Genomic DNA, 18,153 nt, shown 5'->3' on the forward strand with positions numbered 1-18,153 from the left:
CATCGCTAGTTCGCTTTCGTTGAGCGCAAGTACTTGGTGCCCGGCTGAAGCCGAGGGGTGTTCGGTCGGCGGGTCCAGGAGTTGTCGCGCGGAGTACCCAAACATGTGCTCCAGAACCTGCGGAGCTGGATGATTCGGGAGTCCCTTGACTCGGCCTGAGGTCCATCGACGGAACGTTTGCTCTTCTACCGTCACGGTAGAAGGGGGCTCGCCGGCTGCTGCTGCGACCTCTCGGGCGGCCTTCTCGTAGGCATGCCTGAAGCGGTCAAAGGTCCAGCCCCGATCACGAACCAGCACTTGAAGCAGTGTCCGCGCATCCATGGCCGACGATTCCTTTCCAGCGGATTCGTACACGGGCCGCGCATAGCAACCTTGGCGACTCCGCTTTCCACTATCACCCAACAAGGGCCGCGCGTAGGGATCTTGGGGGGATGTGGTTCCCCGGTGACATGTCGGTGATACCTGCATCACCCGTATGAGCGCGAGGTGGTACTCGCCACGACATGGCGAGTCCAGCAAGGTGCCGCGAACCTTGATCTCCCCTCGCCGCTCGGCGGAGGACGGATGATGAGCAGCTGGAGCCCCCATGCACTCCTCCCCAAGCAAAGTCGTCAGGAGCGTTGGCACTGAGAACGAGCCGCAGCCAACTGGCGAGAACACTGGTCTGCACGCCGTCCTACTGCGCCCTATCGTCGATGCTGCAACGTGGGAGTGGTCGACGACGTTCGGGTTGGAGGACAGCTCCGGGTGGACGACGTATCAGCTCGCCGGGATAGCCGCCAGCAGCGCCCGTATCCAGAGTCGGTCACGGCTCACCGTGGCCCACTGGCCGGGCGACGTCGAGCTGGCCAGCAGGGTGGTGGCGGTGCTCGTGGACAACGCTGTCCGGCATGGCGGCATCGTCCAGGTCCCCCTACGTCTCGCGGAGATCCGAACGCGTGAGTTGCTCATCGAGGTGTCGGATCTGATGCCGCAGTTCCCTGCATTCGCGGAAGTGCTGGGATGGGAGCCGACGGGACCCGAACGACGTCGGCCTGGCTTGTGGCAGGCGCGTAGTTTCGGCGCCACGCTCGGGTACGCGGCGAATGAGGACGGCTCCGGGAAGACGGTGCAGGCCGTGCTCAACCCGGGGGCGATGGCATGACCACGCCTCTGCCCCAAAGGGTTGCCGCTCCGGATCGGACGATCCGGCCGGCTGGCCCGGTCGCGTTCACCCCTCAGCAGCAGACCATCCGCCGCGAGGAGGTGGCCGCCGATATGGGGGATCTGGCCACCCGTGTGCAGAACCTCATGGCTCTCACACACGGCCGCTCGGCCTGTCTGCCGCTGGGTGGCGCGCTGTTCGATGTGGTGGCTACGGCGAGCGGGGACGCCGCGCGGGCCATCGTTCACCTCCTGGATGATGTGCAGCTCGACGGTTGCGGGCCGGTCATCGAGGACCCGGTGCGGTCGTGGCTGTACTGGCTCGTGCCACCCGGTACGAGCGAGCGGTGGGAGCCGCACCAGTACGCCATCTGCCTGGGTCGGCCGCATCAGATCGGTCTGCCGCCCCTCGCCCAGACGGACCCTCCCGGCGCCTACTGGTTACGGCCGTTCAAAAGCGACCGGCTAGTCCCCCCGCTCGCCCTGCGAGGCTTCCTCGACACCTTCCAGCCCGCCCCCGTACCGCACGAAGTGCTGCTCGCAGCCGAGCTGCGGGCCATGTGAGGCGGCCGACGTGACGAGACTTTGCGACCTCTCTGTCGGTGCGTACCTCCACTACGACGAACCGCCCGTTTCACCCGGGAACCGTGCCGCCCAGCTCGCCGGCCTGCGCAACGACTACATGGCGGAACTCCTCGAAGAGCATCATCGGAGCGGCCGGACGATCACCGTGGCCCCGTACGTAGTGGCGACAACCGGAGACGAGCGACGCACGGGGCTGGCGCAGCTCGGCCGTTTCGCCGAGGAGCAGCAGGGCTGGCCCGTCACGGGCAGCTCCTTCTGCGACCTCGACCCGGAGGTGCCCCTTGAGGAGCGCCGCGCCTTCGGGGCTGCGTGCCAATACGCCTCCCTGGGGTTCGCCAGCGGCATCCTCGCAGCCAACCGCGCGGCCCTCACCTTCGATGACACCACATATGAGCGGGTCCTCACCTACCTGCACAAACGCCGAGTCTTCCTCGCCTTCCTCCCGCTGCTCGACGAGCAGGGAGCGACGTCATGACGATCAGCCACGACGCCCCGCCGACGAACGTCCGCGTGAATATCGCCTCCGTCGAACGCACCATCTTCGAAACGATGCGCCCAGGGGTGGCGATGCCTGCGCGAGCCACGCTGGTCGTGCACGTCACTGCCCTCACCGCCGACGTAAAAGCACTGCTGCCCGCGGTCCCGCGTGACCACCCCGCCTATCAGCGGGCCCAAGGCCTCGTCCTGCCGCGCGCGCGTCCCGATGAGCGAGCGAACCACTACGAGCTGTGGCAGTACTCCCTGGCGCTGGCCCGTGCCGCGCAGGAGCTGCTCGACCTGATCAAGCGAGACACGGGGGTGCCGTGATCCTCCTGGGGGCCGTCGCACCGACATCGGCCTGAACCTTCCCGTCGATACGTACGTACTTGCCCGGCCACTACCCGTCCGCGGTTGCCGACGCGGACCGTCCTTCAAGGAACACCTCATGAGCGAACGCGACGACGAGTTCCGCGTGGCGATCTTCAACGTCGAGCACAACGGTGTCGACCGCGACGGCACCGACCATCGATGGCACCTCGCCATGGACATCATGGCGTCGATCCAACCGCACCTGCTCCTGCGCCAGGAGCTGACTCGGGCGCACATGCATGGGGCTCGTGCCATGTGGGAGGAAGCCGCACGGCTGGGCGGTCACCGCCCGTTCCTCGCTGGCGCGACGCCGGAGTCAGCCAACCCAACCGGCGTCTACGCCGACCGGATGTGCCAGCCCACCGAGTACTTCGAGCACGCGACGGCCATGTGGCATCCCGTCTGCAACCCGGTCTTCCGGATCAACAATGCGCGGAAGAAGCTCAGCGTTGCTTCCATCCACTTGTGTTCCTTCGACCCGGCCAGGCGCGCGAGCGAAGCGAAGCGGCTGACGACCCTCGCCAAGCCCGGCATGGCGGCGATCATCGGGGGCGACACGAACTCCTACCCGCACACCGCCGACGAGACCACGCCGCTGCCGGACTGGAGCGCGGTCACTGACCGGAGCCACTTCGAACACCGCACCATCGAGCGGGACGGCGCTCGGGTCTCCGACACCGTCCCGGACGAGATTCTTGCGGGCGAGCACCACGGTCAACCCCCGCTCCTCGTGGACTTGGCGCACCATGCCGCGACGGCCCTGGGCCAGCCCGAAGCCCTCGCGCCTACCGCGTCACTGTGGCGTAAGGACCAGGGTGGGCCCCAACGAATCGACCGGATTTATGCCACCCCGCAGATCGCCAACACGCTGACCAAAGTAGAGGTCATCGTCAATGACGACGTGATCGAAGCAAGTGATCACCCTCCGGTCGTGGCCACCTTCAGCCTCACTCGGCTGTGCCAGGTCTTGTCGGTTGACGTGCCCGACGCCGCCTAACGGCTGCGCGCGGTGCGACGGCTGCCTCCTGCGGGGGGAGGCAAGTAGCCGCCCCTCAACCGCCCGCCTGTCGTCGGTGGCAGGCGGGTGCAGCACCCGATGGCGGACCTGAATCAAGGCTCGGCATCGGAAGAACCGCGTGAGGAGAGGACTTCTCGCACCGCTCTCTCCCCGCGCATGTCCGTCTGGCCAAGGGAGGAATGCGAGGTGGTTACGAAGGCCGGGGGCCGGTAGCGCCCTACAGTCCACGTCCCCTGAAGAACTCAGAACCAGCGCCATCGCTACGTAACGCCCGTGAACTGAGGAGGACTTGCAGTGCCCAACAACCTCAAAGAAGCCGGACCGCAGACCGCGCCGGCCGCACGCTCGCAGGACCCGTTCGACCTCGACATCAGCGTCATCGAGTCCGGTGGGGCCGTCAGCTTGACCGCTGCTTCCGAAGGCGGCTGCGCCGCGACGTGCGGCAACGCCTGCGTCTCCAGCGGAGCCTGACCACACACGAGGCGTACGGCACGGCTCCCTCGCGGGCTCGCGCCGCACGCCAGCGATCACTGCACCTGCGCGAACCAATCCCGCACACCCCCGAGGAGAACGCATGGAACCCGACGAGTTCGACCTCGACATCAGCGTCCTGGAGTCCGGCGACGAGCAGGCGACGCTGATCAACCTCACCGACGACGGCTGCGGCAGTACCTGCTCCAGCCCGTGTGCCACCAACGTGGCCTGACCTGCCAACCCGTGCACGACGAGTAGGGAGAGATCAGCATGAGCAGCAACACGATCAAGGACCAGGCGCAGCCTCCGAGTACGGCGGCGGGCAGCGACGCGTTCGACCTGGACATCAGTGTCCTCGAGTCCGGTGACGGGTCGGCTTCGCTGATCAACCTGACGGATGACGGGTGCAAGCCGAGCTGCCAGGGGTCCTGCGCCACCAACGTGGCCTGACCACACGCACGGCCGGTTGTCAGCCCGCGCGGCCTGTCGCCGCGCGGGCTGACACCCCCGGTCCTCACAGAACAGGGAGGGTGCATGGATTCCAGGAACGCCGGGTCGCTGTACCGGTGCGCAGACACGGCGCTCGTGCGCGCCGCCCGATACGCGACGCTGCCGCTGCCGGCGTGGCCGGACTTGAGCGACGGCTCCCCGGCCAGCCGGAGCCGGTGGCAGACGTGGTTGCGCGAGGTCTGGTCGGTAGCCGGGATTGCGGAGGCCATCGATCAGGCCAGCCCTTTGCTGGCACAGCAGGTTCACACGCTGTGCTCGGCGCCCCGGCCGGAGGCCCGTCCGCTTCGCCGCACGGTGCTGTCCGTCATTCGGTACGTGCTGCGGATGACGGGCCGGGCGACACCGCACGGCCTGTTCGCGGGAATCGCGCCCGCCTCCTTCGGAGAGCGGCCTGAGTGGGCGTGGGGTGAATGGCATCGCGCCGTCGTACGCGCCGACAGCGCCTGGATCGCTGACCTGGTCAGCCGTCTGGAGGCTTGCCCCGACGTTTTACGGCAGTTGCCCGTGATGGCCAACAACACCGCCTACGTACGCGGCGATCGGCTGGTGGTGCCCTACCCTCCCCGCTCGCGCCGTACCGAGAACGGCCCCGCGGCGGAAGTGTCCCTGCGCTATACCGCCGCCGCCCGGATTGCCGTGGAAGCCGCCGCCTCGCCCGCCCCCTTCAAGACGCTCGTGGACAGGGTGAAGGCCGAGTTCCCCGACGTGCCCGCGTCCCGGGTGGAAGGTCTCATCACCAGCCTGGTCCAGCGCGGCGTGCTCATCAGCAGCTTGCACGCACCGTCCGCCGTCCTCGACGCTCTCGATCACCTGGTCCAGCAGCTCGACGCCGTCGACGCGGCACAGTGCGCGGACGTCGTGGCGGACTTACAGCTCCTCCGCAATGCCATCACCCAGCACAACCAGCAGGTGCTCGCCCCGGCAGATGGACGGCGTCTGCGCTTCGCCTTGCAGCTGAAGATGATGACGTTGAGCACCGTCAAGGCCCAGCCGATCACGGTGGACCTGCGCCTGGACTGCTCCCTCACTCTGCCTCCGCTGGTTGCCCGTGAGGCGGAGAAGGCCGCCACCGTGCTGTCGCGGCTCACTGCGTACCCCTTCGGCACGCCTGCGTGGAAGGATTTCCACAACCGGTTCTTCGAGCGGTACGGCATCAACTCCCTCATCCCTGTGCGGGACGTCGTCGACCCGGATGTGGGACTCGGTTTCCCCGCCGGTTACCGGGATGAGGAACCCGAGCAGCGGGAGGTCGTGACCGCCCGTGAACAGCGGCTGTTCTCGCTAGCCCAGGCCGCCGTGCTCGACGGCCGCGACGAGATCCTTCTGGATGAGGAGCTGCTCCGCGCCCTGACGCTCGGCGATGCAGACACGATGCAGGTACCGGCCCACCTGGAGCTGCGCTTCCAGGTCCATGCGACTTCGCAGGCCGCTCTGGCCAACGGTGACTTCGCCCTCCACAGCATCGCTCCCTCACGGGGCATCGGCACGAGCAGCGGCCGGTGCCTGGGACTGCTCGAACCTGCCGACCAGGCCCGTGCGGCCGCCGTGCTGGAACAGGTGCCGGTCAATGCGCCCGGCGCGCTGCCCACGCAGGTCTCCTTCGCACCGCTCGATCGCTGTGACGCCAACGTCACCCGCGTGCCCGAACTCCTGCCGGGCGTGATCAGCCTGGCCGAGCACCGTCCGGCCGATGAGCGCACCATCACGCTCGATGACCTCGCGGTGGGCTGTGACCGCCGCAGGCTCTACCTCGTCTCCCTCTCCCGCGGGTGCCTGCTGGACCCGATGACGTTGCACGCTCTCGACCTGCGGGCCCACACGCCGCCGCTCGCACGATTCCTCAGCGAGATCAGCCGCTCCCAGGCCGCCGTCCTGACCCCGTTCCCGTGGGCGTCTGCCACATCCCTCCCGTACCTGCCGCGAGTGCGGTACGGCCGCACGATCCTCTCTCCAGCCCGGTGGCGGCTGGAGGGGTCGGAGCTGCCCGGCCGCCGCGCCTCATGGGAGGAATGGCACAAGGCGGTCGACGAGTGGCGCACGCGCCGCCGCGTGCCGGACGCCGTCGTACTGACCGAGGGCGACCAGGGGCTCCCGCTGGACCTCTCCGTGCGCGCACACCTCGCGCTGCTGCGCGCCCACCTGGACAACAGCGGAACGGCCGTCCTGACCGAAGGGGGGTGTGACAGCGGGTGGTTCGGGGGCCGGGCCCACGAGATCGTCGTCCCGATGACGGCCGCCCGGACGCCGCAGTGGCCGACCGTGCCGCCCGTGACCGCTGACCGGCTCCTCACCCGCGACCACGGTCACCTCCCGGGGTCCGCTCCGTGGCTGCTGGTCACGCTGTATGGGCACGTCGAACGACAACCGGCGATTCTGGCCCACCACCTTCCCGCGCTCCTCGACCAATGGGAGGCGCCGCCGAAGTGGTGGTACATGCGCTACCGCGACCCGCGCTGGCATCTGCGCCTGCGCATCGCGGTCCCCCATGCGCAGGACTTCACGCTCACCGCGCACCGGGTGAGTGTGTGGGCGGCCGGGCTGCGCCGGGCCGGACTGCTGAGCGAAATGCGGTTCGCGACCTCTTACCCGGAAACCGGCAGGTGGGGCGCCGGGCCGTTGATGAGCCTCGCTGAGGACGTCTTCGCCGCGGACTCCCGCGCCCTGGCCGTCCAGTTCGCCCAGAACAAGCGCCCTCACCCCCAGGCTCTCACCGCCGCGAACTTCATCGCTCTCGCTGTGGCCTTCACCGGCAGCACCGCCGACGGCATGGGCTGGCTGATCAGCCACGGCCGGATCACCGATCCGCGTCCCGTGGACCGGACAGTGCTCGAAGAGGCCGTACGCGTGGCCGATCCGACCCGTGACTGGGCGGCGTTGCGCGCGGCCCCTGGGGGCGCGGCGATCGCGGCCGCCTGGGGGGAGCGCGACGAGGCCCTGGTCCGCTACCGGGAACGGCTAAACGCATCCGACGGCATGGACCCGGACCTGGTCTTGGACTCGCTGCTGCACGCCCACCACATCCGCGCTGTCGGCATCGACAAGGACGACGAACGCATGTGCATGCGGCTGGCCCACGCCGTCGCAAAAGCCTGGGCCCATCGAGGAGATGACCATGGACCTGCGTGACAAAACACGGGATGCCGCCGACACCATCGCAGAGCGTCTTGCCGAACCGCAGGCCGTGCGGTCGCTGGATCACCGTCAGGGATGGTGGCCGCAGTCCCTGGCGCACGGCGCCGTCGGCGTCGCGTTGCTGCACATCGAACGGGCCCGCACGGGCCAGGGGCCGTGGCAGCGGGCGCATGACTGGCTTGCCTGCGCCGCAGAAGAACCGGCCGTCGGGGGCCCCGACAGCCACCTCTACTACGGTGCGCCCGCTCTCGCCTTTGCCCTGCATGCCGCCGCCGACCGGCCCGGACGGTACGCCCGCGCCCTGGACACCCTCGACCAGTACGTCACGTCGGCGATCCGGGGCCGGTTGGCCAGCGCCCACGCCCGCATGGACCGGGGCGAGACGCCAGAGCTGGCCGAGTTCGACACGATCCGGGGCCTGAGCGGGATGGGCGCCCTCCTGCTGCACCGTGATGTCCACACCGGACTGCTCCGGCAGGTCCTGGCGTACCTGGTCAGGCTGACCGAGCCGGTCACACACGATGGCGAGGTCTTGCCCGGCTGGTGGAGCCACCTCGCCCCCTCCGGCGAAGCGTCCCCGGGCTTTCCGGCGGGGCACGCCAACAACGGCGTCGCCCACGGCATCAGCGGCCCCCTCGCTCTGCTCGCCCTCGCTGCACGCCGCGGTGTCACTGTCGAAGGCCACCGCGAGGCGATCACCCGCGTCCTGGCCTGGCTCGACCAGTGGCAGCGGGAGGGCCCCTCCGGCCCGTGGTGGCCGTACTGGATCACCCGTGAACAGCTGCGATCCGGCGTGCCCGGCCCGGGCCCGGCACGGCCGTCCTGGTGCTACGGGACGGCGGGGTTCGCCCGTACCCAGCAGCTCGCTGCCCTCGCCCTCAACGACCGTGACCGCCAGCGTGCGGCCGAGCGTGCGCTCCTCCGGGCGATGACTGACCCCGGTCAGCTCGGCGCGACCGGAGATGTCTCTCTGTGCCACGGGTTCGCTGGCCTGGCGCACATCACGCAACTCGTGGCCGCTGATGCCATCACCCCTGGCCTCACCGAATGCCTGCCCCGGCTCCTGGCCCCGATCACCGATACCGCCCCCGGAACGCTGACGGCCTCGTTGCTCGACGCTCCCGACGGCGGCGACATCGGGCTCCTCGAAGGCGCCGCAGGTGTCGCTCTCGCCCTCCACTCCTTCCAGACCGGAACGCCGTCCGCGTCCGGCTGGGACGCCTGCTTTCTGACCAACTCGGTATGAGAGGAGAGAGAACATGGCAGCGGACGAATGGCCACAGCGCCTCATCCGGTTCACCGACTGGGACCGCACGGAGACCACCGCCGTCCAGTACCTGCTTCCGGTGCTGATTGACCTGGAACCGGACCTGGGGCAGTGGTCGTTCCTGCGGAAGTTCCCCTCGTGGCGGGTGCGATACCGGCCCGCGGGCCCGGACTCCGCCAAGGGCTTGGACGCTGCTCTGGACGAGCTGGTCGCTGCTGGTGTCCTCGCCTCGTGGACGCGGGGCATCTACGAGCCGGAAGAGACGGCCTTCGGCGGTCCGGCCGCCATGAAGATCGCGCACACCCTGTTCCACTACGACAGCCATCACCTCCTGGAGGAGATGGCCCGCGAGCAGACGGCGACCGGGCTCGGGCGCCGTGAGCTGGGGGTCCTCCTGCTCAGCGTGGCGATGCGCGCAGCGGGACTCGACTGGTACGAGCAGGGCGACGTCTGGGCGCGGGTCGCAGCTGAACGCCGCGGTGACAACGCTCGGCACTCTCAACGGCACAAGGCGGCCGTCCATCGCCTCATGACGGTCGACGTCAGCGCCACGAGCAGCAGCGTCACCGAGGGCTGCCTTACACCCCTGGCCGACTGGATAGCCACGTTCGAGTGGTTCGGCCAGCAGCTCGCAGACCTCAACCGCCAGGGCCGCCTGGAGCGCGGGCTGCGAGCTGTGATCGCCCACCACGCGATCTTCCACTGGAACCGCCTGGGCCTGCCAGCACAGGACCAGCACACCTTGTCAACACTCGCGAAAGAGGTAGTCATGGGAACGAGCGACAACGCCGCGTCCGACCAAGCTGCGAGGCCGCAGACCACTACGGTCACCGGGGTGAACAGTGACACCATCGAAGCCAGTTCAGCCGACCGCCTGCGCCATCAGCTGATCGACCACCTGGTCGAAAACGGATGGGTGAGCACGCCCCACGTGGAGGAAGCCATGCGGACGGTACCCCGGCACCTCTTCCTCCCGAACGCCCCGCTGAAGAAGGCGTACGGGAACGCCCCGGTGAACACCAAGCTCGACGAAAGCGGCACGTCCATCAGCTGCGCCTCCCAGCCCGACATCGTCGGCATGATGCTGGACCAGCTCGAGGTCGAGCCCGGCCAGAAAGTCCTGGAACTCGGGGCCGGCACCGGCTTCAACGCCGGTCTCCTCGGCTATCTCGTCGGAGAGAAGGGCCACGTCACCACGATCGACGTCGACGAGGACATCGTGGACGGCGCCCGTGCCGGACTGGCCGCAGCCGACATCCACAACGTGGAAGTGATCCTCGGGGACGGAGCAGTAGGCCACGCCCCGAACGCACCGTATGACCGCATCATCGCCACGGTCGGCGCGCACGGTGTGCCTCACGCCTGGCTCGACCAGCTCGCCCCCGGCGGACGCCTCCTCACCCCGCTGCGCCTGCGCGGCAGCGTCTCCCGCTCGATCGCCTTCGAGCACCAGGACGGAGCCTGGCGCAGCGTCGGCAGCCAGATGAACACGTTCATGCCGTTGCGGCGGGGCATCGCCGACGACCCGCGCGTCTTCGTCTCCCTGGACCCTGACAACACCGTCACCCTCGTCACCAACGGAGACCAGACGGTCGACCCCGACGCCCTGAGCGACATCTTCCGGCAGCCGCGCGCCGAGGTGTGGACGGGCGTCACCTTCCGGGGTCCGGAGTCGGCGGAGTACCTGGAGCTGTGGCTCACCTGCACCATGCCCAACGGGCTGAGCCGGATGCCCGCACAGCCCGAAGCCGTCGAAAACGGCCTTCTCACGGCGCCCTACCCGTCCTCCACCGCGGTCGTCGAGGGCGGCACGCTCACCTACCTCACCCGGCGACCGGCCGCCGAGAAGGCCCCCGATGGCGCCACCCTGTACGAGTTCGGTGTCATCGGACACGGCCCCGACGCGCAGGCGCTGGCCGGACGCGTCGCCGAGCAGGTCCAGACCTGGGACCGTGACTTCCGCAGCCTCGACGTCGGCTTCGAGATCCAGCCGCTCGACGCGGCGCCCTCCACGTCGAAACCCGGTCGCTTCGCCTTCGACAATGAGCTGAACCGCATCGTCATCGAATGGCAGTGACATGGACGTCGGCCAGATAGCACGGCGTTTCCCCCTGGTCGCCCGCCCGCACCCGCCCTGCCCGTCCCTCGCGGACCGGGTCCGGGAGATCAGCGACCTGGCTGACGCCGCCAAGCGAGAGGCCAAGGTGACCTCTGCGACCGTCGCGCTGAATAAGGCGGCGCTGATCGCGAGTGACTGCGGCCTGCCGGAATTGGCGCGCGTTCTGTGCTGGCGCCACACCCAAGGCTTCCTGCGCGCCCAGCCCCTGGGCGCGCAGGAAGCCCGGTACGCGCTGGAGCCCCTGGTCAACCTGGCCCGCCTACGTATCCGCGACGGTGACGGCGCCGGCGCGTACCAACTGCTCGACTCCCTCAACCAAGCAGTGAAAGCGAAGTCAGAAGCGGTCATCGATGGCCACCCCATTTCCTTCCGACACCTCACGCACTCCACGGTCGACCATCAACAGGTGTGCCAATGGCTATGGACCATCCTCCTCGGCGACGGCACCCGGGCTCTCGTCACAGCAGGCCAATGGGGACGCGCACGGACACACTGCGAGCAGCTCCGAGGTATAGGCAAGCGCCTCTTCGATGGACGGCAGGTGGAGGTACTGGGCCGCTGCCTCGATGGCCAGCCCAAGGAAGCTCTGGAATTCCTCAGCAACAGCACCTTGTCGGAGGCCTGGGAACGCCCTGTCGCTGCGTGCCTCGCCATGCTCTGTCTCACCGCAGCCGGAGCGCGCAATGCCGGCTCCACCGCCACCATGGTGAAGCAGTACCAGGCGCTCGACCAGACGCCCGAACTTGCGGTATTCCGAAGCCGTGTTGGGCTGGCCATGCTCGACCTCTCCTCTCACAACCAGCAGTTCGGGTTGGCCCGGCAACTCATCCAAGGCGCGATCACACATGCAGACGGGTACGTCGCCCGGGATGTACTCGATCACGCAACGTGTCGTGACCGGATGACCCAAGACGAGTTGCACACGGTGTCAGACCTATTGATATCGACTGGTCTCGGGCAGGGCCGCATCCCTGCGCACTTGCAGCAAAGTCTCTTGGGTGCCGTGGAACTCAGTACCCAGGTAGCGAACCACCACCTTGCTGGACGGCACCCTGCTCTCTGAATGAGAACGGTCTTGCGCGGACCTACTCCGCGCATCTGGATTCACCGTCCCACCCGCTGCCTGGGACCAAATACCTCAGGTGCTTGCGCTTATTGGATCACGCGGTTTGCGCCGGTGCTCCGCTCCGGTGAGTAGGGGCGGAGCACCGATTGAGCAGTGCAGCCAGCAAGCTCGGATGGAACTCAGATCACGTTACGTCAGCCAAGATCGGACGTGTTCCGTCGCTCTGCGGGTTGTGCGGTTCGCGCACCTAGAGTCAAAGGCATGAGCACGTTTGTGGAGCCCCGTCGAGTTCGGATCGCGGCCCGCCCGGGCGAGCCCGCTGTGATTGAGGTCGATGGGCATGATGTGGCGTCCGCAGTCGAGGCGTATCGGATCACGCAGACCGCCGACGAGGGCCCAGAAATCACTTTGTACGTGCAGCAGGGTTGGCGGGGTACACAGTTCGACGGCATGGCCGAGGTGGTCGTGGCACCCGCTGATGTCCGGCATGTGGTGATCGGCTTCCTGGACGCAGTGGACTGGCAGCAGCTCGATGAGGCTGTGCTCGACCGAAATGACTTGGACAGGCAGCCGGGCGAGCTGACTCGCGGGGTGCTGGCGCAGCTGAAGGAGTGGGCTGCGAGTGCTTGATCAGTCAGGGATAGCCCACTTCGCCGAACGCCATCTGATGCCGGACATGATCCGCGTCAGCCGTGACGCTGGTGAGGACGTGCTGGACCCAGCGACCGGCGATCTCGTGCCGGGGGCTGTGGTGACCGTGTATGCGGATAAGGCGGGCCTGTACGCCCATCAGGAGCGGATCCGCACCAAAGGTGCCGGGCTGAACGGTGCATGGGTCGAGGAGGTACTTGCCGGATACCGGCTTCTGCTGCCCCTGGACGCACCCGAGTTGCGGGAGGACGACTCCGTCCTAGTAGTTGAGGCCCGTGACGGGCAGGCGGTGGGCCGGAAGTACCGGGTCACCGCGCAAGGCGAAGTGTCGTCGTTTCCCGTGTTGCGCACGGTGTGGCTGGAGGAGCACAACCGGAAGCCGGTGACCGGGTGAGCGGTGGTGGCTTTCATCACCCGTCGGATCTTGCTGGCGCACTCAGTCGCAACGGCAGGGCAGCGGTGAACGCAGCCGAGACGGCGATGCGGTACAGCGCGAAGGCCTTGGTAATGCAGGTGCAGCACAATGCATCTGGGCGGCCCGGGCCTCGCGTGATCACCGGTCAGTACCGGGCATCATGGCAGTCCGATGTCCACCGGACGGGCCCGGTGATCGTGGCCGAGGTCGGCACCAATGCCCCCCAAGGGCGCCGGCTGGAGTTCGGCTTCGTCGGCGTGGACAGCTTGGGGCGCCACTACAACCAGCGTCCGTTCCCTCACCTAGGCCCGGCAGTTAGCGCCTTCGGGCCCCTGTTGGTTCATGCGCTCGGTCAAGCGGTGGCGGAGGAGCTGTGACCGACATTGCCGACAACCTTGAGGAAGCTCTGGCTGGGGTGCTCGCCGAGCACGAGCGCGGCCTCCTGGCCCGTGCAGTGGTCGTGGCGGAGGTTCTGGATGAGGACGGGGAGCGGACTCTGTCGATCCTCACGACTCCCGGAGTGATGGAGTGGGACGCACTCGGCTTGTGCCGGTACGGAGTGATCAGCGTCGAAGGGCCCGCTGCCGCGTACTTCGCTGGCGGTGACTTGTGATCGACAGAGCCGACGTGACCGCGGCCTTCCAGGCCATGCTCGCCGTGGCTACGGGGAAGCCTTGTGGTCGTGGGCGGCTGCCTCTCGTTGCCGGGCACCCCTGTCCCAGGCCTTACTCGGTGCTCTACCCGCTGGAGAGCCGGTACACCGGCGCACCCTTGGCCGACAAGACGGAGGATGCCCACTTCGTGTACCAGGTGACGGTGGTGGCCGATCGAGAGGACCAGGCCGAGTGGCTAGCGGACCAGGTACGGCGCGCTGTGCTTGCTCGCGGAGCTTCGGGTCAGTGGGTGTACCAAATCAAAGCGCCAGGCACCGACGTCTGGGCAAGACAGCTACTCCTCGACGACGGCTTGGAGGAGGCCGGGGCTGACGTGGACGTGGTGACCGCGGTCCAGCGGTATGAGCTATCAGCTTCGGAAACCTCATAAGGGCAGAGGTGCAGGTGCCAGCACATACTTGCATGAGCGGACGACGCCACCTCCCGTCTCTCGCCTAGTGAACAGTCCGGCGCCGTATGCCGTCTATCAGTTGGCGCCGCGTCAATACCGGCGGACGGTCCGACTAGATGCCTCGCGGCACCAGCAGCTCAAGCAAGGTTCACTGTCCGTTCCTCAGACCCGCAGGCGGAACTCGCAGTGGCCCGAACCAGACGTTCCTCGATCAAGGGCTGAGCCGGACGTTCCATTCAGCATCGTGCGTCACACCACTCACATGCCTTGTGCAGGGAGTTTGAAGACGGCTCTCCCTTTGGATGTCATTCCGGTTGTGAATCTCATCAGGCGGGGAGCCAGGGAGGTTTGAGCCATCTGCGGCTCGACACGCAGCCAGACCTTGCCGGATGCCATCCCCATCTACTTCACTGTGTGCGCTCCAGCAACTCCCTGCATATTTGGATGGCACAGGTTGAAGCGAAGACGCCCGTTACGCACCCTGATCGCTCTCATCGTCGCGGCCCTAGTCGCAACGGCACTGACGGCGGCGCAAGACTCTGACGGGAGCAACCCACCGGCAGCGAGGAAGGAGGTCGTAACTTGGGAACGACAGAAGGGGCCGATGACCCCTGAAGAGAGAATGGACCTTTCCCGGTACATGTACCGGAACTCTCCTGGTTATGAGGAACGGGCATCCCAAAAGCGAAGCTCGGTCGCGCAAACAGACATGAACACGTGCCGAAACGCCCCTTATTCGGGCGGCAAGATCCACAAGATCATGGACCGTACGCACTGGTGCGCCATGGGAGACATCCTGTACGTGGATGGCGACGACTCGATCAGGTTCAGGCTCACGGCCCTGGGGACAACAGGGGAAGCGAGTAACCGCAATGTGGATGTGTGGGTTCAGTTGGATAACTGGCGCACCACCGGGAGTCCGAACTGGGGCCAGCAATTCGGCATAAAGGGCGACTGCGGCTCGAACTGCAGTGTCACGGGCAACCGGACCGATACATTGCAGAAGTGGCGCGATGAGCCGACCGGTTCGAACCAGTGGATCACCTTCTCCTCGCCGGAGGGATCCCTCACAGGCGACAAGGTTGCTCGACACAAATTCGGTATCGAATTCTCGGCGGCAGAAATAAACCGGATCGAAGGCGTTCCCTTCCGATGCGACTCGGCACATTACGTCGGGAAGTGGAAAGGCTGCGTATTCGATGACGGCCAACCAGTAACATATGCATTCGACTCTCGTCCGCAGTGGGAAGAGCAGACTAAGCACGTATGGAGAGCGCAGAACACCCCGGATGACACCGAGCCGTCATCAGCGCATAAAAAATATATTCCTGGATCACCGAAGAGCAAGGACCCGCTTACACGCCTTTACGAGAAGGGTGGCGCAAAGAAGGAGGCTAACCGGACTAAGTCCGTGAGTCAGTGCGAAAAATTCTACGGGGCGGATTACGCAACATCGGCGGGTTATGACCGCCAGTGTGACGAGTACCCGTATGCGTCAACATACGAGGGCGCAGTCGAAGGTGCGAGTAAGCAATCCCCCAATGACGGATTCAGGCACTTTTCCGTAGACCCCATTACGAGCAGTCACAACAAAACTGCCGGACAGGACCTCGCAGCATTCTACCGGGTCAATCGCATGCTCAATAAGGACAAGTTTTACGTCCATTTGGTCACTCCGGCGGGCGGTGACTATGGAGGGCCCGCCAAACCTTCTGGCGTCGCGGCGCCTGTCAGCTACAGCCAGTGTCCGGCGAATTCCGTTGTTGAGGCCAAACAGGCAGAGCCGGAAGCCTACCCGGAAGCCCTTTTCAATAAGTACGCGGAAACGACACGCGATGGATGGACCGGAGGTGATTCCACCTACAGCGTGACACTCGGTGACGGCCGCCGCCTGTGGCTCTTTTCCGACACCTTCCTCGGCCCCTTGAACGACAACGGCACGCGGCCCCTGACCGCGCCGCTGATCAACAGTACGTTCGTGGCCCAGGTCGGGGACAATCTGACCACCATCACTGGCCCTGACAAGCAAGCGATCATGCCCCAGCCGGCGTCGGGGCACTGGTACTGGCTCGGGGACGGCCTCGTGACCACCATCGGTGGGAAGGAACACCTTCAGGTCGTCTTCCACGAGTGGTACAAGTACGGCCCGGGAGCCTGGGAATTCAAGATCAAGCGATCTATGGTCGCGACGTTCGACACCAGCAATCTCACAAAACCGGCATCGATTCAGCCACTTCGCTCCGACACGGGTATCCAGTGGGGATCGGCCGTCATGTCCGCCGAGCAGAGCGGTGACGGCTATACATACATTTACGGTGTCGACAGCAAAGCCGTGAACAAGGGCATGAGAATCGCCCGTGTCAAGGGCACCAACATCGCCCAGCCCGAGAAGTGGCAGTACCTCAACTCAAGCCGCAGCTCATGGATGTACGGAGAAACCGAAGGCGACACCGCTCTGACCGGTATCTCTAACGAATACAGCGTCACGCCGTTCAAGGGCAACTTCGTGGTCATCAGTCAGGACAGCACGGACGCGTTCAGCGGAAAGGTCCGCCTGTGGTTCGGCTGCGACCCCTTCGGCGCCTTCGGGCATATGGATGGCGACGACGAGGTCTTCCGGATGCCCGAAGGGGGCCCCGTGCCCTTCGGGGACTGCGTGGCCGCGGGCAAGGAAGAAGACGGCAGGTGCTTCTCCTACAACGCTCACGTCCATCCGTCCCTGGCGTCAGGGAGCCGCTGGACCATGTCCTACAACGTGAACAACTTCGACAACAGCGTTGCCTCTAGCGGCGCCCACTACCGAGATCCCACCATCTACCGGCCTCGCTTCGTGTCCTTCACTCTGACAGCCAAGAGCCTCAGAGAGGTCAGGAGCGAGGTCACGTACGAGACACAATCCAAGCAGACGCGTACAGCTTGCCGGGAACAACAGCGTCCCGTGGCGGGAGTGCTGACCAACCCGTGCCCGTAGCATGCGTCTGATGATTTCCTAGGTTGTGCCGGTCCCGCTACGGCGGGACCGGCACCACATGTCGGTCTCTCGTCGAGTGGAGGACACGTGTCGGTGGATGAGTCGTGGGAGAAGATCGAACGCTGGCTGGACCAGTACGCTCCGCAAGAACAGCCTCTGCCGGGTCCGTGCACCCGCTCCGAGCTGGACGACCTCTACAACGTGCTTGGCGTGCGGCTGCCAGAGGATGTCGAGCAATCACTGTTACGGCACAACGGGTCGGGGTCCACCGACGTCCTCCCGTCCAAGTACACGCTCTGCAGCGTCAGTCGGATTGCTGAGGAGCATCTCGGAACGCTCGAGTACAAGCTGGAAAACGATCACTACGGCTGGGGCGACAGCCGCTTGATCGTGCCGATCGGCGCGCTGGGCGAGATGCAGCTCGTCGTCGACACCCAGACGGGGCATCTCGGGTCCTGGGACGTCGAGGAAACGGGCTACTGCTGGTTCGAAAGCCCGGCGTGGGCATCCCTGTCGGCCGCGCTCGAAGTCATCGGAAACGCCCTGGCATCCCCACCCCCGTGGATCGCCGTCATGGGTGACGGTGCCGAGTGGCGGGCCATCGATATGGACACCGACTTTCCGGGAACACTCGTCTGGGCCAACGTGAGGGGTTAGGGCACGTCGTGAAAGGTGATTCCTTTCGTGGCTGATCAAGTGCTGTAGGACGTGGCCAGCACGGTGTTCGTTGGCCGCTGTATCGTGATCGCTATGCAGCCACGGCCCGTCTTCGGCAGTGCCTCCTGCTCCTCACCGCGGAGGCCCCGCGCGGACGCCCAGCCACTTCTGGTTTGGGCCGGTTCCCCGACAGTCGTCGAGGGGCGGGGCCTCTAAATCCTCGGGGTTGCC

19 protein-coding genes are annotated in these 18,153 nt (G+C 66.4%); all 19 read left to right on the top strand.

What is annotated here, in order from left to right; all coding sequences use genetic code 11:
• Positions 1 to 586 precede the first annotated feature (586 nt).
• The 19 genes from ABZ385_RS06590 (at position 587) to ABZ385_RS06680 (ending at position 17,922) form a co-directional block, all read left to right on the top strand.
• Complete coding sequence (locus tag ABZ385_RS06590) at positions 587 to 1,144, top strand: hypothetical protein (protein WP_358910053.1); 558 nt, start codon at positions 587 to 589, stop codon at positions 1,142 to 1,144.
• Positions 1,141 to 1,707, top strand: coding sequence for a hypothetical protein (locus ABZ385_RS06595; RefSeq protein ID WP_358910055.1), 567 nt, complete (start codon positions 1,141 to 1,143; stop codon positions 1,705 to 1,707). Before ABZ385_RS06590 ends, ABZ385_RS06595 begins: the two co-directional genes overlap by 4 nt.
• A gap of 10 nt (positions 1,708 to 1,717) precedes the next feature.
• On the top strand, positions 1,718 to 2,203 hold the full coding sequence (locus tag ABZ385_RS06600; RefSeq protein ID WP_358910057.1) for a hypothetical protein: 486 nt from the start codon (positions 1,718 to 1,720) through the stop codon (positions 2,201 to 2,203).
• The gene (locus tag ABZ385_RS06605; protein ID WP_358910058.1) at positions 2,200 to 2,535 is read left to right on the top strand and encodes a hypothetical protein; all 336 of its coding nucleotides are present in this window, start codon (positions 2,200 to 2,202) and stop codon (positions 2,533 to 2,535) included. Before ABZ385_RS06600 ends, ABZ385_RS06605 begins: the two co-directional genes overlap by 4 nt.
• A 118-nt stretch (positions 2,536 to 2,653) precedes the next feature.
• Positions 2,654 to 3,574: an endonuclease/exonuclease/phosphatase family protein gene (locus ABZ385_RS06610; protein WP_358910060.1), complete on the top strand. Its 921-nt coding sequence runs from the start codon at positions 2,654 to 2,656 to the stop codon at positions 3,572 to 3,574.
• Between the two features lie 315 nt (positions 3,575 to 3,889).
• On the top strand, positions 3,890 to 4,066 hold the full coding sequence (locus ABZ385_RS06615; RefSeq protein ID WP_358910062.1) for an FxLD family lanthipeptide: 177 nt from the start codon (positions 3,890 to 3,892) through the stop codon (positions 4,064 to 4,066).
• Between the two features lie 103 nt (positions 4,067 to 4,169).
• A complete protein-coding gene (locus ABZ385_RS06620; RefSeq protein WP_358910064.1) occupies positions 4,170 to 4,301 on the top strand; it encodes an FxLD family lanthipeptide in 132 nt (43 codons plus the stop codon).
• A gap of 38 nt (positions 4,302 to 4,339) precedes the next feature.
• A complete protein-coding gene (locus ABZ385_RS06625; RefSeq protein ID WP_358910065.1) occupies positions 4,340 to 4,519 on the top strand; it encodes an FxLD family lanthipeptide in 180 nt (59 codons plus the stop codon).
• An 84-nt stretch (positions 4,520 to 4,603) separates the two neighbouring features.
• Complete coding sequence (locus tag ABZ385_RS06630; protein WP_358910067.1) at positions 4,604 to 7,705, top strand: lantibiotic dehydratase; 3,102 nt, start codon at positions 4,604 to 4,606, stop codon at positions 7,703 to 7,705.
• Complete coding sequence (locus ABZ385_RS06635; RefSeq protein WP_358910068.1) at positions 7,692 to 8,957, top strand: lanthionine synthetase C family protein; 1,266 nt, start codon at positions 7,692 to 7,694, stop codon at positions 8,955 to 8,957. The genes ABZ385_RS06630 and ABZ385_RS06635 overlap by 14 nt, the downstream gene beginning before the upstream one ends.
• Positions 8,958 to 8,970: 13 nt before the next feature.
• Positions 8,971 to 11,055 (top strand): methyltransferase, FxLD system, encoded by a 2,085-nt coding sequence (gene fxlM, locus ABZ385_RS06640; protein ID WP_358910070.1) that lies wholly within the window; start codon positions 8,971 to 8,973, stop codon positions 11,053 to 11,055.
• 1 nt (position 11,056) lies between these two features.
• Positions 11,057 to 12,160: a hypothetical protein gene (locus ABZ385_RS06645; protein WP_358910072.1), complete on the top strand. Its 1,104-nt coding sequence runs from the start codon at positions 11,057 to 11,059 to the stop codon at positions 12,158 to 12,160.
• Between the two features lie 264 nt (positions 12,161 to 12,424).
• The gene (locus tag ABZ385_RS06650; protein WP_358910074.1) at positions 12,425 to 12,793 is read left to right on the top strand and encodes a hypothetical protein; all 369 of its coding nucleotides are present in this window, start codon (positions 12,425 to 12,427) and stop codon (positions 12,791 to 12,793) included.
• Positions 12,786 to 13,208: a DUF6093 family protein gene (locus tag ABZ385_RS06655; RefSeq protein WP_358910076.1), complete on the top strand. Its 423-nt coding sequence runs from the start codon at positions 12,786 to 12,788 to the stop codon at positions 13,206 to 13,208. Before ABZ385_RS06650 ends, ABZ385_RS06655 begins: the two co-directional genes overlap by 8 nt.
• Positions 13,205 to 13,606, top strand: a complete 402-nt coding sequence (locus tag ABZ385_RS06660) for an HK97 gp10 family phage protein (protein WP_358910078.1) — start codon at positions 13,205 to 13,207, stop codon at positions 13,604 to 13,606. The genes ABZ385_RS06655 and ABZ385_RS06660 overlap by 4 nt, the downstream gene beginning before the upstream one ends.
• Positions 13,603 to 13,842 carry a hypothetical protein gene (locus ABZ385_RS06665; protein ID WP_358910080.1) on the top strand — a complete coding sequence of 80 codons (240 nt, stop codon included), beginning with the start codon at positions 13,603 to 13,605 and terminating at the stop codon, positions 13,840 to 13,842. The genes ABZ385_RS06660 and ABZ385_RS06665 overlap by 4 nt, the downstream gene beginning before the upstream one ends.
• Positions 13,843 to 13,856: 14 nt before the next feature.
• On the top strand, positions 13,857 to 14,273 hold the full coding sequence (locus tag ABZ385_RS06670; protein WP_358910082.1) for a hypothetical protein: 417 nt from the start codon (positions 13,857 to 13,859) through the stop codon (positions 14,271 to 14,273).
• Between the two features lie 625 nt (positions 14,274 to 14,898).
• A complete protein-coding gene (locus tag ABZ385_RS06675; RefSeq protein ID WP_358910084.1) occupies positions 14,899 to 17,265 on the top strand; it encodes a hypothetical protein in 2,367 nt (788 codons plus the stop codon).
• Positions 17,266 to 17,352: 87 nt separating this feature from the next.
• Positions 17,353 to 17,922 (top strand): SMI1/KNR4 family protein, encoded by a 570-nt coding sequence (locus ABZ385_RS06680; RefSeq protein WP_358910086.1) that lies wholly within the window; start codon positions 17,353 to 17,355, stop codon positions 17,920 to 17,922.
• Positions 17,923 to 18,153 lie beyond the last annotated feature (231 nt).

Source organism: Streptomyces sp. NPDC005898 (assembly GCF_040629635.1).
In the GTDB taxonomy this organism is placed as follows: Bacteria; Actinomycetota; Actinomycetes; order Streptomycetales; family Streptomycetaceae; genus Streptomyces.